Source organism: Terrirubrum flagellatum (genome assembly GCF_022059845.1).
In the GTDB taxonomy this organism is placed as follows: Bacteria; Pseudomonadota; Alphaproteobacteria; order Rhizobiales; family Beijerinckiaceae; genus Terrirubrum; species Terrirubrum flagellatum.
In genome coordinates, this window is the sequence record NZ_CP091851.1 from 4,099,995 (window position 1) to 4,118,141 (window position 18,147).

Here is an 18,147-nt window from a genome sequence, read left to right on the forward strand (position 1 = left end):
CCTTGCGTGGTCAGCCCTTTGACGCCGGCGCGGTGCTGTTGCGAATAAGAAGCGTCGCTTCGAGCCGCACATTGACGCGCGACGAAAGCTTATGCTCCCGCATCATGTCGATGAGCAGATCTGCCGCACGCGCGCCGAGATCGCGGCGCGGCTGAATCACCGTCGTCAAGGTCGGCTCGCAATAATCGGCATATTCGATCGCATCGAAACCGACGATCGAGAACTCCTCGGGTATTTTGCGGCCGGCGGCGTGGACGGTTTTCAGAAATCCGATCGCCATCTCGTCATTCGCCGCAAACACCGCGGTCGGCTGGCGCTTCTTCGGCATCGCAAGCACCTGCCCCGCCGCTTCCGCGCCGCCGCGAAAAGTGAAATCGCCGGTAAAGATCAGCGAGGCGTCTTCCTTCACTCCTGCAGCAAAAAGCGCCGCCTTATAGCCGCGGCGTCTTTCGACATCGAGAATGTTGGCGGGCGGGCCTGAGATATAGCCGATCCGCCGATGGCCGAGCGAAATCAGATGCGCGACCGCCGCCTCGGACGCCTCGCAATTGTTGACCTCGACCTGCGGAAAATCCGCGCCTGGAATGATTTCGCAGGCGGCGACGATGGGCAAATTCGCTTGCGCCAGCGTGCGATGCGAGCCGGCGGGCACATGACCGCAGAGCAGCAGAACGCCGTCGACCTGGCGCGCGAAGGCGAGATCGACATAGCGCGCTTCCTTCTCGCGCGAATTGTCGAGATTGGCGATGATCAGCCCATATCCCGCGGCCGATAAAGTCGCATCAACGCCACGCAGCACTTCGGCGAAGAAGGGATTGGCGATGTCGGGCACGACGACAAGCGCCATCTTTGTTTCCTGCTTGCGCAGATTTCGCGCGGCGATATTCGGCGTGTAACCGGTGCTGCGCACCGCCTCGAGGACTTTCCGCCTCGTCTCTTCCGTCACCACATCGATATTCGCCAGCGCGCGGCTGACCGTCGCCGAGGATACGCCGGCGATCTTGGCGACATCGGCGATGCGAGCCGAACGAACAGGACGCGAGCGGGGCGAACGGGACATGGCCATGCGTTTGATTCGACGAGTGACTTTAGACTGCCCGACCATAACCGACATACAGTCTTCACAAGGCCGGGCTTTTATGTTAGCCCTAAATGTAATCGATTACAAAAAGACGCTCAACGTCTCTAATGAGGGAGGAAGATAATGAAGCGAATTTCGTTCGCAGCATTGGCGACAGCTATGGTCGCGATCGCGTCGCCCGCCGGCGCGCAGGACATGAAAGCGGAAGTCATCCATTGGTGGACCTCCGGCGGCGAGTCTGCCGCGGTGAAGGTGTTCGCAGATCAGTTCAACAAGGCCGGCGGGAACTGGGTCGACAACGCGATCGCCGGCGGCGCCAATGCGCGCACGGCGGCAATCAACCGCACCGTTGGCGGCAATCCTCCAACCGCAATGCAATTCAACACCGGCAAGCAGTTCGACGATCTCGTCGAGAACAATCTGCTGGCTGACCTCGATGGCCTCGCTTCCGAACAGAAGTGGAAATCCATCATGCCGGAGGCGATCATCAATGCGGTGACGCGCAACGGCAAGGTGTTCGCCGTGCCGGTCAATATTCATGGCCAGAACTGGCTCTGGTACAACAAGTCCGTGCTCGACAAGGCCGGCGTCCCTGAACCCAAGAACTGGGACGAGACCATCGCCGCGCTGGACAAGATCAAGGCGACAGGCGTTATTCCGCTCGCCTTCAGCGGCCAGAAGAACTGGGAGCGCGGTCTTTTCAACGCCGTTCTTGTCGGCAAGGGCGGGCCGAAGCTCTGGGTCGGCATCTATGGCAAGCAGGACGCGACGCTCGCGGCCACGCCGGAATTCAAGGCTGTCGCCGCGACCTACAAGAAGCTGCGCGATTATGTCGACGCCGGCGCGCCGGGCCGCAACTGGAACGATGCGACGACGCTCGTGATCCAGGGCAAGGCCGGAATGCAGATCATGGGCGACTGGGCGAAGGGCGAATTCGTCAGCGCCGGCCAGACGGCTGGCAAGGAATATGGCTGCACCGTTCTGTCGGGACAGGGCGTCGGCTATGTCATGGGCGGCGACGTGTTCGCCTTCCCCAAGCTGAAGGACGCCAACCAGCAGAAGGCGCAGCTCGCGCTCGCGAAAATCATGCTGGAGCCGGATACGCAGATCAAATTTGCGCAGAAGAAGGGCTCAATTCCGGTTCGTCTCGACGTCGATTCCTCCTCGCTCGATCAGTGCGCGCAGAAGGCGATGACGTGGCTCAAGGATTCGAGCCAGCAGATTCCGGCGCAGGAAATGCTGTCGCCGCCGGCGCTGACCGGCGCGATGGAGGATGTGATCTCGCAGTTCTGGAATACTTCGATGACCGTCGACCAGTTCTCGGCGAAGGTCGCGGACGCGCTGAAGCAGCAGTTCTGACCAAACAGGCCGGGCCGCGTTCGCGCGGCCCGGCCGTTCTTCCGCGAGAGTCCCGAGAACCGCTTTCGGCGCCCGGTCGTTCCATGCGCACTCCCTTCGCACGTCTGGCTTCGCAAGCTTCCGCGACGCTCGCGCTTGCGCCGGCGTTCCTGATCCTGTTCGTCGTCTATCTCGCGGGTTCAGGCTGGACGATCTGGATGTCGTTCACCAATTCGCGCATGCTGCCGAACAACAATTTCATCGGCCTGCGCCAATATTCCGCGCTGCTCATCAACGACCGCTGGCTCTATTCCGTCCACAACATCTTCATCTTCGGCTTTCTCTTTGTGATCGTGGCGCTCGCGCTTGGCTTCCTGCTCGCGATCGCCATCGACCAGAAGGTGCGCGCCGAAGACGCGCTACGTTCGATTTTTCTTTATCCCTTCTCCATGTCTTTCGTCGTCACAGGCCTCGTCTGGCAGTGGCTGCTCAATCCGAGTCAGGGCATCCAGAAGCTGGTGCGCGGCTGGGGTTTCGAGAATTTCCAGTTCGACTGGATCGTGCGGCAGGAAACCGCGATCTACTGCCTCGTCTTCGCCGCCATCTGGCACGCCGCTGGCCTCGTCATGGCGATCATGCTCGCAGGCTTGCGCGGCATCGACGAGGATATCTGGAAGGCGGCGAAAATCGACGGCCTTCCAACGTGGCGCGTCTACGCCTCGATCGTCACGCCGATGCTGGGCGCGAGCTTCGCGACCGCCGCCGTGCTGCTCTCGACCAGCGTGGTCAGGCTCTATGATCTCTCCGTCGCCATGACCAATGGCGGGCCGGGCCTCGCTTCGGAAGTTCCGGCCAAATTCGTGATGGATCACCTGTTCGATCGCGGCAATGTCGGCCTCGCCACGGCCGCCGCGACCATGATGCTGATCACCGTCATCGCCGTCGTCGCGCCCTGGACTTACTGGCGCAGCCGCCGCGCCGCGCGCGGAGGCCACGCATGAGCATGTCCTCCGCCATCATTCCGAGCGGCCCGAAGCCAGCCGGCCTGACGCCGGCGCGCGCTGGTGTCTACGCCTTCCTCGTCATCACGGCGCTGTTTTTTCTCGCTCCACTCTATGTGATGATCGTGACGTCGCTGAAGCCAATGGATGAAATCAGGCTCGGCAATATCCTGGCCCTGCCCTCCTCGCTCAGCTTCGACGCCTGGGCGAAAGCCTGGCTCTCCGCCTGCACGGGGCTCAGTTGCAACGGCATCCAGGTCGGTTTCTTCAACTCGATCAAGATTCTCGTGCCTTCGGTGATGATCTCGATCATCATCGGAGCGCTCACCGGCTACACGCTCTCCTTCTGGCGCGTGCGCGGCGCGAATGTGCTGTTCGCCGCGCTGATGATCGTCGCTTTCATCCCGTACCAGATCTTCATCTATCCCATGGTGCGTATCTTCTCCTGGCTGAGCTTGGGCCAGTCGCTTGCGACGATCGTCATCGTGCACACCATCTTCGGCCTGCCGACGATGACGCTTCTGTTCCGCAACTACTTCGCCAGCCTGCCGCTTGAACTCTTCAAGGCGGCTCGCATCGATGGCGCGAGCTTCTTCCAGATTTTCCGGTCGATCATGCTGCCGATGGCGACGCCGATGATCATCGTCGCCGTCATTTTGCAGGTGACCGGCATCTGGAACGACTTCATCCTCGGCCTCGTCTTCGCCGGACGCGAGAACCTGCCAATGACGGTGCAACTCAACAACATCGTCAATTCGACTCAAGGAGAGCGCGCCTACAATGTCGATATGGCGGCGACCATGCTGACCGCGCTTCTGCCGCTCGCCGTTTATTTCGGCTCCGGCCGCTGGTTCGTGCGCGGCATCGCAGCCGGCGCCGTGAAGGGATAATCAATGTCCGGCCAATCAACTGTTCAAGTGAAGGATCTCGAAATCGGCTTCGGCGCGGTGCGCGTGCTCGAGAATCTCAATCTTGATGTGGCGCAGTCGGAATTTCTTGTCCTGCTCGGCCCCTCCGGCTGCGGAAAATCGACGTTGCTCAACGCCATCGCCGGTCTTTTGAATATTCAGGGCGGGCAAATCTGGATCGGCGGACGCAATGTCACCTGGGAGGAGCCCAAGGACCGCAACATCGCCATGGTGTTCCAATCCTATGCGCTCTACCCCCGCATGACCGTGCGCGGAAACATGTCGTTTGGCCTGAAAGTGGCGCGCACGCCGGCGGCGGAGGTCGAAAAGCGCGTCGGCGAAGCGGCGCAGATGCTGCGGCTGACAAATCTGCTGGAGAGAAAACCGGCCGAATTGTCGGGCGGTCAGCGCCAGCGCGTCGCCATCGGTCGCGCTCTGGTGCGGCAGGCGGGCGTTTATCTCTTTGATGAGCCGCTCTCCAATCTCGACGCCCAGCTCCGCGCTGAATTGCGCGTCGAGATCAAGCGGCTGCACAACAGACTTGGCGCGACGATGATCTATGTCACCCATGACCAGATCGAGGCGCTGACGCTCGCCGACCGCATCGCTGTGATGCAGGGCGGCGTGATACAACAGCTCGACACGCCGCAAACCATCTATCGCCGGCCGGCAAACAAATTCGTCGCGTCTTTCGTCGGGTCGCCATCGATGAATTTCATCTCGGGTCGAATCGAAGCAGCGAATGGCGAGCCTGTTTTCACCACTGGCGCGATGTCGGTCCCGTTGAAGGGCTACGCGTTCAGGAATGGCTGGACGGCGAAGCCGGCGACGCTGGGCGTGCGTCCCGAACATGCGCTGGCCGGCTCCAATGCAGGCGAAAGCGCATTGCCCGCGCAAATCGAGATGGTCGAACCCATGGGCGCCGACAGTCTGGTCTGGTGCCGCCTGCCCGGAGGCGTCTCCTTCTCGATCCGGCTTGAATCCGACGCTGCGCCACATGCCGGCGACGCCATGCCGATCTCGTTTCCCGCTTCCGCCTGCTCGCTCTTCGACGAAGCGACCGGCGACCGCTTGTGAGTTCAGCCATGAAGCCGATCGATCGCCTTTCCTTTCAACTCTACTCGGCGCGCTCACTTGAGTCGCTCGAGAAGTCATTCGAACTTCTGGCGCCGCTCGGCTACAAACTGGTCGAACCTTATGGCGGGCTGTTCAGCGAACCGGACAAGCTCAAAGCGCTGCTCGACAAATACGAGATGAAGGCCCCGACGGCTCATGTCGGTCTCGATCGTCTGCGCGCCGATGCGACGTCAACTGTCGCGATATGCAAGAACATCGGCATCGAGACGATCTTCGCGCCGGCGCCGCCGATGGGCGAGCGCGAGGGCGACGAAGCGCACTGGCGCAAGATCGGCAAGGAGCTCGCCGCGATCGGCAAACTCGTCGCCGATGAAGGATTGAAATTCGGCTGGCACAATCATCACTGGGAATTTGCGAAAACATCCGGCGGCAGGACCTATCTCGACGCAATGTTCGAGGAGGCCCCGGAGATTTCATGGGAAGCTGATCTCGCCTGGATCATTCGAGGCGGCGGCGATCCCGTTGCGGAGCTTGCGAAATATAAGGGACGTGTGATCGCCTGCCATATCAAGGATATCGCGCCGGCAGGCGAATGCGTCGACGAGGATGGTTGGGCCGATCCCGGCCACGGCGTGATGGGCTGGCCCGCGCTGCTCGCGGCCATGAAGGACGCCGGCGTTTCTTTCTTCGTCGCCGAACACGACAAGCCGAATAACGTATCGCGCTTCGCCAGAAGAGCGCGCCAGACGATCTCGTCCTGGAGCTGAGGCGGACAAGGTCTCACAAACGCCGATCAAGGAGTCGACCATCATGGCGACAAACATCAAAGGTCCCGCGATCTTCCTTGCGCAATTCGCCGGCGACGCCGCGCCATTCAATTCATGGTCATCGATCACGAAATGGGCGGGTTCGCTCGGCTACAAAGGCGTGCAGGTTCCGACATGGGATGGCCGCCTGTTCGATCTGAAGAAGGCGGCGGAGTCGAAAACTTACTGCGATGAGATCGCGGGCGTCGCGAAATCGAACGGCGTCGAGATCACCGAATTGTCGACCCATCTTCAGGGTCAGCTCGTCGCCGTGCATCCGGCCTATGACGACGCGTTCGACGGCTTTGCGCCTGAAAGCGTGCATCGCAACCCGAAGGCGCGGCAGGCCTGGGCGGTCGAGCAGATGATGCTCGCCGCGAAAGCCTCGCGCAATCTCGGGCTTGACGCGCATGTCTCTTTTCCCGGCGCGCTCGCATGGCCCTATGTCTATCCCTGGCCACAGCGACCGGCGGGCCTGATCGAGACGGCGTTCGCCGAGCTCGGCAAACGCTGGACGCCAATTCTCGATGCGTTCGACGCGCAGGGTGTCGATGTCTGCTACGAGATTCATCCCGGCGAGGACGTGTTCGACGGCGCGACTTTCGAGATGTTTCTCGGCGCGACCGGCGGGCACAAGCGCTGCTGCATCAATTACGATCCCTCGCATTTCGTGCTGATGCAGCTCGACTATGTCAATTTCATCGACATCTATCACGAGCGCATCAAGGCGTTTCATGTGAAGGACGCGGAATTCAATCCGACGGGCCGTCAGGGCGTTTATTCCGGCTATCAGCCCTGGATCAATCGCGCGGGACGTTTCCGCTCGCTCGGCGACGGGCAGGTCGATTTCGGCGCGATCTTCTCGAAGCTCGCCGCTTACAATTACGATAGCTGGGCGGTACTGGAGTGGGAATGCTGCCTCAAGCATCCCGAAGACGGCGCGCGCGAAGGCGCGCCCTTCATCGCCGATCACATCATCCGCGTCACGGAAAAGGCGTTCGACGATTTCGCCGGCGCCGGCGTTGACCAGGCGCAGATCAAGCGCATGCTTGGCCTGAACTGAGAAACAAGGGAGAGGCACATGGTCGAGGCGCGCAACGACGAGGCGTCGAAGCCGATCCGGCTCGGCATGGTGGGCGGCGGCGAAGGCGCCTTCATCGGCGCGGTTCATCGCATCGCGGCGCGGCTCGACGGGCGTTATGAACTCGTCGCCGGCGCGCTGTCTTCGACAGCGGACAAGTCGCTGCGCTCGGGCAAGGCGCTCGGCTTGCCACGCATCTACGGAAATTTCGAAGAGATGGCGAAGGCGGAAGCCAGCCGCGATGACGGCGTCGAAGCGGTCGCGATCGTCACGCCGAACCATATGCATGCGGCGCCCGCTCTCGCCTTCCTGAAAGCTGGCGTTCATGTGATCTGCGACAAGCCGCTGACGACGACGCTCGCCAGCGCGCGTGAATTGAAAGGCGCTGCGGCTCAATCAGGAAAAATTTTCGCGGTCACACATAATTACACCGGCTATCCCATGGTCCGGCAGGCGCGCGCCATCGTCGCCACCGGCGAACTCGGGGATATCAGGGTCGTCCAGGTCGAATATCCTCAGGACTGGCTGACCACCGATCTGGAATCGACGGGGCAAAAGCAGGCGGACTGGCGCACCGATCCCGCACGCTCGGGCGCCGGCGGCTGCATCGGCGACATCGGCACGCACGCTTTCAATCTCGCCGATTTCATCACCGGCCTTGCAGTGACGGAATTATCGGCCGAACTGACGACTTTCGTCGCCGGCCGTCGTCTCGACGACAATGTGCAGATCATGCTGCGCTACGCGAATGGCGCGCGCGGATCGCTCTGGGCGAGTCAGGTCGCGCCGGGCAACGAGAATGGCTTGAAGATTCGCGTTTATGGCTCCAAGGGCGGGCTGGAATGGCGGCAGGAGCATCCGAACCAGCTCCACTTCTCGCCCTTCGGCGAAGCGACGCGCATCCTTTCGCGCGGAACGGGCTCGGCCGGCCCCGCTGCTGCGCGCGTGACGCGCATCCCGTCGGGCCATCCCGAAGGCTATCTCGAAGCTTTCGCGACGATCTATTCCGAAGTCGCTCTTGCCATCGAAGCGGCGCGCGACGGGCGGAAGCCTGACGCTGAAGTTCTCTTCCCGACGATCGATGACGGCGTGAAAGGCGTCGCCTTCATCGAGACCGCCGTGAAGTCATCGCAGGCCGGCGGAGCCTGGACCAAATTCGCCTCGGAATAAGCGGCGAATTTCGTTTTCGTTGCGCGCCTCGTCAGCGAGGCGCGCGATGAGTCGACGCGATGTGGCGCGCGCCGAGAATTGCAAGTCCGACCGCGGTCAGCGTGGGGTTCGCAGCGGTTGATGTCGGGATGACGCCATTGCCGGCGACATAGACGTTGTCGACGCCCCAAACGCAACTGTTGCGATCGCATGTCGACGCGCCGTCATCCTGCTCGCCCATGCCGATCGTGCCCTGATAATGGAGCGACGTTCCGTAGGGCGCGACCCTGATCTGATGGCCCGGCAACATCCGGCCCACTTTCCCGCAGATTTTTTCAAGCGTCTCGCGCGCGAACGATATCCTTTTCATATCGCCGTCGCTGAGCTTGAAGCGCAGACTCATCTTCGGTCGACCGAGCCAATCCCGCTCGGTTTCGCTGAACATCACGCGATTCTCGGATTGCCTATCGGATGGCAGGAAGAACGAGATCGAGAGAACGGCGTTCTTCTCACCTATCGCCCGATCATCGCCATAGAGCGAGGCCGGCTCTACCTGACTGATCTGGACATGGAACGGGAATGTCGGCCCGTTGTAGGGAACCCAGGTGACTCCGCTCGACATGCGCGCGGTCACGGTGCGGTCTCCCAGCACTCCGCCGCCAAAGGAAAGCGCGACGTCGCCACCGGGCCGAACGCCCTCGAATTCCGCTAGCACGGTGACTTGCGGATGCTCGTTCAAATAGCGACCAAGCGCCGGAGGCCGGATGCCCGATGCAAACAGAAGCTGCGGCGAATGCAGCGAATCCGCCGCGACGATGACGACGTCAGCATCAACGGAGTATGTCTCGTTGGACTTGATCGAAAAAAGCTCGACGCCCGTCGCGCGGCGATCCTGCATGAGAATGCGGCGGCAAACCGTCTCGGGCCGAAGCTCGAATCTCGCGCGCGGCGCCGTGACAAGATCGCCGAGTATCACGTTGGAGCCGGTGCGATAGACGCCTTCCTCGGTCACATTGATCGCCATGGGCATCGGCTGCACGCGCCGGCCCGGCGAACGTCCCTCGTCAAAAAGCGCCGAGAGAGCATTGCGAAGAGGCTCGGCGATATGAGAATCGCTGAACTGCGTCTGCGAGACGCGCAGAAGCTTTTCGGCTGAAGTCAGCGCTTCATCCATCACCTCCCGCGACAGAAAGGGAATCCGCTCATCAGAGTCGGGGCGCGGGCAGGCGCAAAACCAGTGAGAGCCCATGCCGCCAACATTGTGCGAGGCGTGCGAAGCTGGAAAACCCTCGCCATCGATGGGACCATCGCCGACGCGGAATAATCCCGGGCGACGGAGCATCGAGGTGTCGTGGCCACCCTGCCGGCGCAACGTCACTTCGTCCTCCGTGATGGGATCGTAGGCGGCGTGGCGATGGGGACCTTGAGATGCGATCTGGGCCGCGAGACGCGCAGCGTCGTCCTTGATGTTTGCGACGTGAAGACCGGGAGGATCGGCAATGACCGGGCCGGCCTCGACCATCAGGATTGAGGCCTGCGGCCATAGATCCGCCAGCGTCCGCGCATAGGCGGCGCCAGCAGGACCGCTGCCGACAATGACGACGTCAACGCGCTCACGCGACGAACCTGACATTCAATTCTCCCTGCGAAGCCGTTTGTTTGTTTCCGTGCGGGCTCACGCCGCGGAACGCGAGCCGTCGATCTCTTCTGAAGATTTTCAGCGCCAGCCGCCGGCCCAAAGCGCCGCCGCGGAAGTCTCATCAAGAGCCGCCGGCCGAGCTATTGCGGACCGCAATCTCACCGCGCCGCCGTCGGCGCCGCTGGCGAGAACGGCATGCATGGCTTCAACAGCATGGGCGCCAAGCGCAAGCGAAGCGCGATGCGGCGTTCCATTCTGGACGGCGCTGGCAAGCTCGGCCACACCAAGGCAGCGATAATTCGCGCGCATCGGCGCGCTCGCGGGCCATGACGCCGAACGATAATTCGGCCGCCCGAAAGCGCGATCGCCTGAATCAACCGCAATCCAGTCTCCGTTGCGCTCGCTATATTCAACGGCGCCGCCGAAGAAATTAGGATCGGGAACGCGCAGCGAGCCTTCCGTTCCATAAAGTTCGATCGGCGGGTGGCCATGTTTCCAGACGTCCCAGCTCATGAACAGGTTAATGTCCGCCCCGCACGCGAAGCGCAGAACGCCCATGAGCGTCGTCGGCGTGCCGACTGGAATATGCTGGCCTTTCAGCGGCCCATCAGCGGTGACATGCCTGCTCGGAAAAGCTGAAGAGGTCAGACCAACGACGCTCTCGATCGGCCCGAGCAAGTTGATCAGCGCGTTGAGGTAGTACGGGCCGACATCGAACAAAGGTCCGCCGCCGCGCTGATAGAACGCGCGCGGATCCGGATGCCAATGCTCCATTCCGCGCGACATGAGATTGCATGACCCGGCGACGACGCGTCCGATCTTGCCGGAATCGACAATCTCCCGCGCCAGCCGGCCGCCCGCTCCGAGAAAAGTGTCCGGCGCGCAGCCGATCGTGAGCCCGCGCTTCTGCGCTTCAGAAACAAGGCGTGGACCGTGGTCCGGCTCGACGCAGAGCGGCTTTTCGCTGAAGACATGCTTGCCGGCCGACAGCGCCGCCTGATCGACCTCGAAATGCGCCTGGGGGGGCGTGATGTTGAGGATGATGTGAACGTCGTCGCGCTTCATCATCTCTTCGGGCGTCACCGCGTCGATGCCGTGCTTTGCCGCCTTCTCAGCCGAGCGCTCGGGGATAATGTCGGTGCAGGCGACGATTTTGACGCCTGCGAATGACGGCATGTAGTCGAGATAGGTCGCGGAGATCACGCCGCAGCCAACGACGCCAACGCTTAAATCCGTCATTTTATTCTCCCTGCGCGTCATCGGCGTTTATCCGCCGTTAGCAGCATCAATTATTCAATTGAAGCTTGATACGCCAGCGTTAATCGCAGTCGATGCGGCTCATGCGCGCAGATTTTGCGCGATATGCTCGCCATTGCGATAAGCGACCGCCATGATGGTGAGCACGGGATTAAAACCGCCATTTGTGGGATGCAGAGAACCATCCGCAACATAGAGATTGTCGTGGCCCCAGACGCGTCCAAAAGGATCGGTCACCGACGTCGCCGGATCCAGACCCATGCGGCATGTGCCCGCCTGATGCTGCCCGGCCGACAGACGCGGCGCGATCGGATCGGCCCAGACGCGCACGGCGCCGGACGCGCGCAGCCACTCCTCCGCCCGCTCACGCATGAACTGCGCCGTCCTTTGCGATTCGATGTGAGCCACACCCGAAAGGCGCGCGACGGGGAGGCCCCATTTGTCGCGCACGCGCTCGTCAAGCGTGACGCGCGACAGAGGCGTCGGGATATCCTGAACGGGCGCGAACAGGCGAATGACCCGTTGATAGTTCGCACGCATGAAATCCTTCGCGGCGCGACCCCAGCGAGGCGCATCCGGCGGCATCGCGCGCTTCCAGAAGATCACCGGCAGCATGATGAAATCGTCCGCGATCATCGATCCGCCGATGACGCCGGGATTGCCGTGATTGAAGCGGCAGGTCGCGACCGTCACGCCCGGCCCGCGGCGATCATAGACCTGCTCTTCAAACAGGCCATGGACGATGGCGGAGAAGTGGCCCTGCAAGTTGCGGCCCACGAGATCCCTCTCGTTGCCGAGGCCGCGAGGATGACGCTCCGACGTCGACAAGAGCATGAGGCGAGCGGTCTCGATGGCGCCGCAGGCCAGCGCCACGACCTTCGCGCGCGCTGATCGCGACCGCTGGTCGTCGCCTTCGATCATAAAACTGACGCCCGCGACTCTTCCATCGGCGTCGACCTCGACGCGGGTTGCTGTCGCACGCTCGACGATCGTGCAGCGCCCGGTTTTCACGGCCCGCTGCAGAACAGTGTTCTGAGCGCCGTTCTTGGCGTCGCTCGGGCAGCGAAAACCGACGCATGAGCCGCATTCGACGCAAGCGGCGCGCCCGTCGCGCGCGATGGTATTGATCAGCAGCGGCGCGGCGAAGGTCGAGCACCCCACTTTCGCGGCGCCTTCGGTTAGAATTCGCCTGCTCGCATGGCCGTCAGCCGGAGGCATGGGAAAGCCGCGACGGCGCGGCGATGGATGACCCGCCTCACCCGAGACGCCGATCTCCCACTCGGCGCGATCATAGTGCGGCTCGAGATCGGCGTATGAAAACGGCCAGTCGGCGAGTGAAGAGCCTTCCGGCACACCATAGCGGCTGGCCATCCGGAAGTCGTCGGGATGAAAGCGCCAGGCTTGCGCGCCATAAACGAGCGTGCCTCCACCAACCGCCGCCGCGTTGTTGTGATAGCCGGGTTCATGAGGCCTGAGCGCGCGCTCCACCCCGGCGGGATCGACGAGCACACGCGGATGACCCTCGATGTCAGGGCCGGCGTTGTGGCCATAGGGGGAAAAGCGTTGATTGCGGAGATGATCGCGCGCAAGCGGATCGTCTGCGCCGTAGTCGCGCCCGCGTTCGAGCACGAGCACGGAATGGCCGGCTTCGGCGAGCAGAGCTGCGACGACGCCCCCTCCCGCTCCCGCGCCAACGACGATCGCATCATAATTATCCTTAAGCGCTGGCTGCGAAATCCTTGCAGTCGGCGCGGCTCGCTCCGGCAAGTTCGGATCATAGCCGATCATCCGCCAGGATGCGGCGTCGCGATTGCCGCCATTGCCGGGGTCAGCGTAAAATCCTTCCGCTGCGAATTCACCAAGCGCTGAGAACCACGCGTCCTTTTCATGCGACGCGAGAGCGTGATCGCGCTCTTCCGGCGAAGCCTCAAGGAAGCTGCGACCCACCAGCCTTCGCGCGGAATCGTCGACCGCGGCGAGCCCCTCGTCGAGGGCTGCGATGAAATCGGACGATGCGTCCGACAGCCGCGCCATAACGAAGGACAGAGTTCCCGCCTCGATCGCGCCGGGATCGGCGTCCGCCGGAATCAACCGGTCGACGACGGCTGCAAGAAGCTTGTCTCGCAGGGCGTTTTTCATTGGCTCGTCCTTTGCGCCAATTCGCGAGCCGCTCCTTCAGCCTCCGCGGCGCGCAGTCGTGAGCGGAATCCCAGAAGCAGAGCAAGACCCGTCGCGGGAAGGATCGCGGACGCCATGAAGGCGCCGGCGCCAATCTCCCGATAGATCGGCCCCATGGCCAGAGTGGTCGCTGCGGTCATCAAGCCAAGCATCGTCACGAAGGCGCCCTGGGCGCGCGCGCCGACCGCATCGCTGACCTCGACCTGAACGAAGCGCATTAACCCGAGATAGCTGCAACTGAACGTCGCTGCATGCAGCATCTGCAGGAGCATCGTGATCACGAGACCGGGATCGAGCGACATCACGCTCCATCGCAAGACTGCCGCGCCGCAGGCGAGAGCGAGCACGCTGAACGCGCTCATACGCCTTGCGAGAATCGGCCCGGCCCAGAACATCGCGATTTCCGAACTGGTCGCCAGCGCCCAGAGCATGCCGACCGTCCGCTCCGCGAAGCCGATTTCGCGCAAATGGATCGAACCGAAGCTGTTGAACGTCGCCTGACTCGCAAGCGGAAGGGCGGCGACGATAAACACCACCAGCAAGAGCGGTCGCTTGTGCAGATCAAGCCGCGTCTTCTTCGCGACGGGCGCCGCCTGCTGCGCCGCAGATGGCAGAATGAACGACGCGCCGATCTGGAGCACGACAGCGCAGATATAGGCGACGAAGACAGCGTCAGGGCCGCCCCAGCCGAGGATAAAGCCGCCGATCAGCGTCGCGGTCGCAAAACTGCCGGAGCCCCAGAGCCGCATACGCCCGAAATCGCGCGCGACGCCGCTGCGGATGAGACTGAGGACGCTGGCGTCGACGATCGGCGGGATCGCCTGCCCGAACAACATCATCAAGGTCGCAAGAGCCAGGATAGGTCCGAAGCTTCGCGCCTGCGAAAGCATGAGAGCGAGCGCGAGGACGATGAGCGCGAGGATCCGCACCACCATGGCGCGACTTCCCGTGCGATCCGAAATCGATCCGATGACGGGGGTCACCATGATCCGAAGCAGGAGCGGCAGGCTGATGACTGTCGCGATTTCAGTTTCCGTCAATCCGCGTGATGAAAGCCACACGGGCAGGAAGGGCTGGTTGAGGCCCGCCTGCGCAAACAGAGCGAAATAGACGAGAGACGCCGCGACAACCGGATAGGCGGACGAGAATCCAATGCGGGACGAAGCTCCCGCTTTACTATCTCCCGACATTCCAGCGTTTTCTCCGACTTATTTTTTGCCGCGAATCCACCGTTCAGGAAAATGCAACTCGGGCGGCTCGCATGGCTTCAGCTCTAGCATCCTCACTGATACCAATTTTTTATTATTTGATACCTTTCGCAACGTTTTAGGTCTGCTATCGATAGCAGATAGCGATCAACCACGGAGGGTCCGGAGGGGTCTTCCGCGCGAAACGCTCAAGCCGGCCGCAAGAGCCGGACCCAAAGCGATAGAAGATGACGGAGGAAACAATGAGCGCTTTTCGCGGAATTGACCGCCGCCAGGCAGTCGTCGCCGGCCTTGGCGGCTTGTTCATGCTCACCGCCGATCAGGCGAGCGCGCAGGGCCAATCCAACCTGACCTTCTGGACCGTCAGGTTGAACACGCCTGAACTGGCGGCGGCGCTCAAATCCATTCTCGCAGATTTCGAAGCCGCCAACCCTGGAATCAAGATCAAGCACGAGCCGGTTTCCGGAAATCTCGTCTATCCGAAATTCCTGACCGCGATCCGCGGCCAGTCCATGCCCGACATCGCCGAAGCTTATTCCTACCATCCGCTCCAGTTCGCCGCGGCCGACCAGATGGAGCCGATGGACGACATCATCGATCTCTGGAAGAAAAATGGCCTGCTCACCGACATTTTCAGCGAATACGCCTACAAGAAGTTTCTGTGGCGCGACCATTATTGGGGCGTGCCCTACAATCTCGACATCCGCCCGATTTACTATCGAAAGGATCTGCTCGAAGCGAAGGGTCTCAAGCCGCCAAAGACGTGGGACGAATTCCAGGCGGCGGCGATCGCGCTCAACGATCCCGCGAATGGCGTATTTGGAATGGTCTTCCCCGCCGGCAATTTCCATATTGCGCAACATTTCTACATGTCGTTCATGTTCCAAGCTGGCGGCAGCATCCTCGACAAAGATGGCAATCTGGTTTTCGGCACGACGTCGAAAGACGCCAACGTGAAAGCGCTGACGTTCCTTACTGACTTTGCGACAAAGCATAAGGTGACGCCGCCCGGCATCGCTTCCTACAACACCGACGAGCCGCACACGCTCTATGTCCAGGGACGCGCGGCCTTCGGCTTCGGCACCGGCGGTCTGATCGGCCGTCTGCTGAAGGAAAATCCTGCGCTCGCGGAGAAGACCGGCGTTCTCGAAGTGCTCGAAGGACCCGCCGGCAAAGCAGGCAAATTGACGGCCGCCTTCTACAATCCGATGTTTGTCTGGAAACACAGCCCGGCGAAGGAAGCGGCCAAGACTTTCGTACGCTGGTTCGTGCAACCCGGCCGCCTCGAAAGACTCTATCAGGCGGTGCCCGGCCAACACTGGCCGATCTTCAAACAGGACATCAACACGGACCGCGTGAAGTCGAACCGGCTGCTGCGCGAAGCTCTTGAAAACGTCGTCCCCTACTCGACCGACTTCGCCTATCCCGGCCTGGGACGGCCCGAGATGGGCGTCATCGATGGAGAGAAGATGTTCGCCGCGCCAGTCAACGAAGTCGTCGTCGGCGCGAAAACGCCCGAGAAGGCGGTGCTCGACGCGCATGAGGCGATGAAGAAGGTCTTCACGTCCTAAGCTGGCGGGCGGCGCCATTGGCGCCGCTCTCCGCTCCCGGTTCAGGAGAGCGACGAGATGTTCCTGCAGAAGCGGGCCCGCTTCGCCTATTACCTTATTCTGCCGTCGCTGCTCATCATCACGCTGCTTGATCTCGTTCCCATCATCGAAAGCGTCGTTGTGAGTCTCCAGAGTCAGAATATGGGCCGCGCGAATCCCGACGCGTTCGTCGGCCTCGCGCACTACGCTCGCGCGCTGTTCGACGAGCCCACCTTCTGGAGCAGCCTCTGGAAAACGCTGATCTGGACGGCGTTTTCTGTCATCGGCGCATATCTCGTGGCGCTCGGCCTTGCTCTGCTTCTCCATATGGACATCTGGGGCCGCGGCTTTTTCCGCGCGCTTTTTCTCGTGCCTTGGGTGATTCCCGATGTCGCGACCGCGCTCCTGTGGAAATGGCTCTATGGCGACGAATTCGGCGTCATCAATTTCCTGCTCACCAAGATCGGCGTCATCAACCGCCCCGTGCTGTGGTTATCTGATCCTCTCATGGCGATGCCGGCGGTCGTGCTTGTGCAGGTCTGGAAGCTCTATCCCGTGATGTTCGTTGTGCTGCTGGCGGCCTTGCAGAACGTGCCGAAGGAATTGTCCGAGTCTGCCGTCATCGATGGCGCCAACATCTGGCAACGCTTCCGTTTCGTGACATTTCCCTTCATCAAGGCGACCAGCATCATCGTCACTTTGCTCGCCTCGATCTGGACATTCCAGGCTTTCGACATCGTCTATCTCCTGACCGGCGGCGGGCCGGCCGGCGCGACAAAAATCCTGCCCACGCTCGTCTATGACAAAGCGTTCTGGGGGCTGGAGATCGGATACGCCTCCGCGATCGCGCTCCTGATGCTGATTGCGCTACTCATCATCAGCGTCGCCTATCTCCTGCTCTATCGCGCGCAGAGCGACGTGATCGAAGAGGCTCGCGCATGAAGATCGCGAGCCTCGACAGATATCGCCTGTCGTTCACCCTCCTCGTTGTTTATTGCCTGCTCGCGGCGGCGGCGATCGTGATCCTCTTCCCGATCTTCTGGATGGCGTCGTCATCGCTGAAGCCGGCGCCCGAACTGTTCGCGCGCAATCTCACCATGCTTCCGATCGCATGGACGCTCGAGAATTATCTCAACGTCTGGCAGGGAACGGACTTCCCGAAATATTTCTGGAACAGCTTCAAGGTCGCGTCGATATCGACCGCGATGACCGTGTTCGTCTCTGTCTATGCGGCCTACGCCCTTGCCAGGATTCGCTTCTTCGGCCGCGGCGCTTACGGAATCGTTCTGCTGATCACGCAGATGTTCCCGCATATTCTGCTTGTGCTGCCGCTGTTCATCATCATTCAGCGGCTCGGACTCTTCAACACGCACGCCGCGCTCATTATCGCGTACACGGCGTTCTCTCTGCCCTTCACCATATGGATGCTGCGCGGCTTTTTCGAAGCCATCCCGCAGGAACTTGAAGAGGCGGCGGCGATTGATGGCGCGTCACTTCTCACGACCTTCCACAAAGTGATCCTGCCGCTTGCCGGACCAGGCCTCGCTGCGGTGACGATGTTCGGCTTCATCCGCGGCTGGAATGAATTTCTCTTCGCATTGGTCTTCCTCCAGGGTCATGACCTGTTCACGCTGCCAATCGGGCTCGCGAGCTTCCAGGAGGAATACACCTTCCGCTGGGACCTTATCCTCGCAGGGTCAGGAATCATCACGCTTCCAGTACTTTTCTTCTTCCTGCTGATGCAGCGTTTCATCGTGCAGGGTTTGCTGGGCGGCGCAGTCAAGGGATAGCCGCACCAAGAAAGCGAGAGTTTGAAAACCGCTCCGAACTGCTTC

General features: G+C 61.6%; 15 protein-coding genes. 10 read left to right on the forward strand and 5 right to left on the reverse strand.

The window, feature by feature from the left end; genetic code table 11:
• Positions 1–10 precede the first annotated feature (10 nt).
• Positions 11–1,066, reverse strand: a complete 1,056-nt coding sequence (locus L8F45_RS19705) for a LacI family DNA-binding transcriptional regulator (RefSeq protein WP_342359560.1) — start codon at positions 1,064–1,066, stop codon at positions 11–13.
• Between the two features lie 138 nt (positions 1,067–1,204).
• Here L8F45_RS19705 and L8F45_RS19710 point away from each other — a divergent pair, with 138 nt between their 5' ends.
• From L8F45_RS19710 to L8F45_RS19740, 7 genes are all read left to right on the forward strand, one after another.
• Positions 1,205–2,440: an ABC transporter substrate-binding protein gene (locus tag L8F45_RS19710; RefSeq protein ID WP_342359561.1), complete on the forward strand. Its 1,236-nt coding sequence runs from the start codon at positions 1,205–1,207 to the stop codon at positions 2,438–2,440.
• An 83-nt stretch (positions 2,441–2,523) separates the two neighbouring features.
• On the forward strand, positions 2,524–3,420 hold the full coding sequence (locus L8F45_RS19715) for a carbohydrate ABC transporter permease (RefSeq protein WP_342359562.1): 897 nt from the start codon (positions 2,524–2,526) through the stop codon (positions 3,418–3,420).
• A gap of 2 nt (positions 3,421–3,422) precedes the next feature.
• Positions 3,423–4,310 carry a carbohydrate ABC transporter permease gene (locus L8F45_RS19720; RefSeq protein ID WP_342363508.1) on the forward strand — a complete coding sequence of 296 codons (888 nt, stop codon included), beginning with the start codon at positions 3,423–3,425 and terminating at the stop codon, positions 4,308–4,310.
• A gap of 3 nt (positions 4,311–4,313) precedes the next feature.
• Complete coding sequence (locus L8F45_RS19725) at positions 4,314–5,405, forward strand: ABC transporter ATP-binding protein (RefSeq protein WP_342359563.1); 1,092 nt, start codon at positions 4,314–4,316, stop codon at positions 5,403–5,405.
• A gap of 8 nt (positions 5,406–5,413) precedes the next feature.
• Positions 5,414–6,172: a sugar phosphate isomerase/epimerase family protein gene (locus L8F45_RS19730; RefSeq protein ID WP_342359564.1), complete on the forward strand. Its 759-nt coding sequence runs from the start codon at positions 5,414–5,416 to the stop codon at positions 6,170–6,172.
• 43 nt (positions 6,173–6,215) lie between these two features.
• Positions 6,216–7,274 (forward strand): sugar phosphate isomerase/epimerase family protein, encoded by a 1,059-nt coding sequence (locus L8F45_RS19735; protein WP_342359565.1) that lies wholly within the window; start codon positions 6,216–6,218, stop codon positions 7,272–7,274.
• Positions 7,275–7,292: 18 nt separating this feature from the next.
• Positions 7,293–8,462 (forward strand): Gfo/Idh/MocA family protein, encoded by a 1,170-nt coding sequence (locus L8F45_RS19740; RefSeq protein ID WP_342359566.1) that lies wholly within the window; start codon positions 7,293–7,295, stop codon positions 8,460–8,462.
• A 31-nt stretch (positions 8,463–8,493) separates the two neighbouring features.
• Here L8F45_RS19740 and L8F45_RS19745 read toward each other — a convergent pair whose 3' ends face one another.
• The 4 genes from L8F45_RS19745 to L8F45_RS19760 form a co-directional block, all read right to left on the reverse strand.
• A complete protein-coding gene (locus L8F45_RS19745; RefSeq protein ID WP_342359567.1) occupies positions 8,494–10,074 on the reverse strand; it encodes a GMC oxidoreductase in 1,581 nt (526 codons plus the stop codon).
• 84 nt (positions 10,075–10,158) lie between these two features.
• Positions 10,159–11,319 (reverse strand): Gfo/Idh/MocA family protein, encoded by a 1,161-nt coding sequence (locus tag L8F45_RS19750; RefSeq protein WP_342359568.1) that lies wholly within the window; start codon positions 11,317–11,319, stop codon positions 10,159–10,161.
• Positions 11,320–11,418: 99 nt separating this feature from the next.
• Entirely contained in the window at positions 11,419–13,476 is a 2,058-nt protein-coding gene (locus L8F45_RS19755; RefSeq protein ID WP_342359569.1) for a GMC family oxidoreductase, read from the reverse strand.
• Positions 13,473–14,705, reverse strand: coding sequence for an MFS transporter (locus tag L8F45_RS19760; protein WP_342359570.1), 1,233 nt, complete (start codon positions 14,703–14,705; stop codon positions 13,473–13,475). The genes L8F45_RS19755 and L8F45_RS19760 overlap by 4 nt, the downstream gene beginning before the upstream one ends.
• A gap of 260 nt (positions 14,706–14,965) precedes the next feature.
• Here L8F45_RS19760 and L8F45_RS19765 point away from each other — a divergent pair, with 260 nt between their 5' ends.
• Genes L8F45_RS19765 through L8F45_RS19775 form a run of 3 tightly spaced genes read left to right on the forward strand, consistent with a single transcriptional unit; the run spans position 14,966 to position 18,102 of the window.
• Positions 14,966–16,294 (forward strand): ABC transporter substrate-binding protein, encoded by a 1,329-nt coding sequence (locus L8F45_RS19765; RefSeq protein ID WP_342359571.1) that lies wholly within the window; start codon positions 14,966–14,968, stop codon positions 16,292–16,294.
• A 57-nt stretch (positions 16,295–16,351) separates the two neighbouring features.
• Positions 16,352–17,254, forward strand: coding sequence for a carbohydrate ABC transporter permease (locus L8F45_RS19770; protein WP_342359572.1), 903 nt, complete (start codon positions 16,352–16,354; stop codon positions 17,252–17,254).
• On the forward strand, positions 17,251–18,102 hold the full coding sequence (locus L8F45_RS19775; RefSeq protein ID WP_342359573.1) for a carbohydrate ABC transporter permease: 852 nt from the start codon (positions 17,251–17,253) through the stop codon (positions 18,100–18,102). Before L8F45_RS19770 ends, L8F45_RS19775 begins: the two co-directional genes overlap by 4 nt.
• The last annotated feature ends 45 nt before the right edge of the window (positions 18,103–18,147 follow it).